Source organism: Ruegeria sp. CH5 (assembly GCF_056537025.1).
Genome location: NZ_JBQFQT010000011.1, coordinates 1 through 1,596 on the forward strand (window position 1 = coordinate 1; position 1,596 = coordinate 1,596).

Consider the following 1,596-nt stretch of genomic DNA (forward strand, 5'->3'; position numbering starts at 1 on the left):
GCCCCACAAGCCTTCCGGATCGACACACCCCAATCAACGCACATCCCGGTGACAATCTCGCGCAAACGGCCAGGCTTCAGAGCTTTCGCCGAATGACATCCTGAAGCATCTCCCGATCCAGCGTCAGGTCCGCCACGATCTTCTTCAGCCGGGTGTTCTCGTCCTCCAGCGCCTTCAGCCGGCGCATCTCGTCAGGCAACAAGCCGCCGTACTTCTTCTTCCAATTGAAGTATGTCGCCTGGCTGATCCCAGCCTTTCGGCAGATCTCCGCGACCGGTGTGCCTTGCTCGCCCTGCTTCAGGATGAAGGCCTTCTGCGCCTCCGTGAACTTCGATGCTTTCATGCGATTCCGCTCCTCTCCCAGCCAGGGAAATTTAGCGGAAAACTCCAGCTCCGAACGATCCAGTTTTCAGGGGGCAGAGCACGGGCGGTCGCATGTTTAGAGCCTGATGGGGTCTGACACGATTGTACTGTCTAAGCCAGGTATTGATGACGATCTGAGCCTGTTTGGTGGTGTGGAACCATTCTGCGTTGAGGACTTCCCGGCGCAGAGTGCCATTGAAGCGCTCGTTGTATCCATTCTCCCAAGGTGATCCCGGGTAGATTTGGATCGGCTTAATGCCCACCTTTCTTAACCAGGTCTGCAGGGCCGTTGCGATGAACTCCGCGCCGTTGTCGGAACGGATGTGTTCGGGCTTCCCGTGCCGCAATAAGAGTGGGTAGAGCGCATCCAGCACGTCTGCGCTGTTCATCTTCGGCTTGACCGCTACGCAGAGCGCCTCACGGGTATACTCATCCAGCACCGTCAGCATCTTGTAGCTCTGTCCGTTGCTCAGCTTGTCGTGGACAAAGTCAATGCTCCAGATGTGATTGGGATGTTGCGGTCGGAGCCGGATGATCGAGCTGTCCTTGTGGTACAGCCGTTTGCGTTTCTTGTGCCGTTGTGGGAGCTGCAAGCCTTCTTCGCGCCATAGTCGTTCGATCTTTTTATGATTGACTGCCCAGCCTTCGACACGCAGCAGCTCGGCGACCTTGCGGTAGCCGTAGCGCCCATACCGTTTGGCCAATCGGATCATCGCCAGACGTAACGCCTCATCATCCTTTGGCGCTGCGCGGTATTGCAGCGTGCTCCGCGCCAATCCAATCACGCGACAGGTGCGCCGTTCAGAGGTTGCCAGCTTTTGTCGGGTGTGGACCACGGCCTGACGAAGCTGGTCTGCCGTCAGGCCTTTGGCTTTAGATAATCAAGGCTCTCCTTGAGAATGAGTTTGTCCAGTTCAAGCTCAGCCACGATTTTCTTGAGCCGATCATTCTCTTTCTGCAGCGCCTTCAGATTGGCCATCTCAGATCGTCCCATCCCACCAAACCGCTTGCGCCATGTGTAATAGGTCGCATCACTGACACCAGCCGTTCTGCACGCCGTCGCGACATCCGAACCAGATGCCAGGCCCAGCTCAATCTCGCGCAAAAGCCGCAGAATATCTTCGTCCGAATACCGTTTCCGCGCCATCAATCCCGTCTCCAAAACTAAGCCAACTGTGGCACAGTTTTAGGGGGCCAAGACAGGTGAACTGAAGCGTTTCCGGCCCGTCCGAA

2 pseudogenes are annotated in these 1,596 nt (G+C 56.8%); both read right to left on the minus strand.

The annotated features are described in order from the left end of the window. Nucleotides 1-343 (minus strand): annotated as a pseudogene (locus tag ACR0JC_RS18810) (transposase); the annotation flags it as partial. 31 nt (nt 344-374) lie between these two features. Further along, nucleotides 375-1,510 (minus strand): annotated as a pseudogene (locus ACR0JC_RS18815) (IS3 family transposase). Nucleotides 1,511-1,596: the final 86 nt, after the last annotated feature.